Genomic DNA, 607 nt, shown 5'->3' with positions numbered 1-607 from the left:
GACCAATTCAGCTAACACAACGGTTTCTGACTCACGCCCAGCTCGGCAGAACTGAGAAGAGCAATCCCACAACCCCGCATAGACAACGCCTGCCGGCTATCACATCTACACGGTTTAGCCTCTTCCGCTTTCGCTCGCCACTACTCACGGAATCACTATTGTTTTCTCTTCCTGTGGGTACTGAGATGTTTCACTTCCCCACGTTCCCTCCACACGCCCTATACATTCAGGCGCGGGTAACACGACATCACTCGTGCTGGGTTTCCCCATTCGGACATCCTCGGATCTCAGCTCGGTTGACAGCTCCCCGAGGCTTATCGCAGCCTCCTACGTCCTTCATCGGCTCCTGGTGCCAAGGCATCCACCGTACGCTCTTACACACTTACTAACAAAGATGCTCGCGTCCACTGTGCAGTTCTCAAACAACACACAAGACCAACCTCGAACTCAGCACCAGCACCCCAACCCCAAAGGGAAGAAGCCGGTATGACTGAAGATCAGCCTCGTCGTCTTTTTTGCCTGGAAAGAACGTCTGTTCTTTCAGGACCCAACAGTGTGTCGATATATCACCCACCAGCCGGCCACTGAGGACCAACCGATACGCGGG

The 607-nt window shown here is 54.2% G+C and carries 1 protein-coding gene and 1 rRNA gene; both read right to left on the bottom strand.

What is annotated here, in order from left to right; translation table 11 throughout:
- A 23S ribosomal RNA gene (locus RJ05_RS05525) occupies nucleotides 1–388 on the bottom strand; the annotation flags it as partial.
- A gap of 30 nt (nucleotides 389–418) precedes the next feature.
- A partial coding sequence (locus RJ05_RS31850) for a hypothetical protein (RefSeq protein WP_217998994.1) occupies nucleotides 419–607 on the bottom strand: 189 nt, incomplete at its 5' end.

This window comes from Nocardia cyriacigeorgica NBRC 100375, from assembly GCF_000308555.1.
In the GTDB taxonomy this organism is placed as follows: Bacteria; Actinomycetota; Actinomycetes; order Mycobacteriales; family Mycobacteriaceae; genus Nocardia; species Nocardia cyriacigeorgica.
This window is presented reverse-complemented; position numbering and strand designations above follow the sequence as displayed.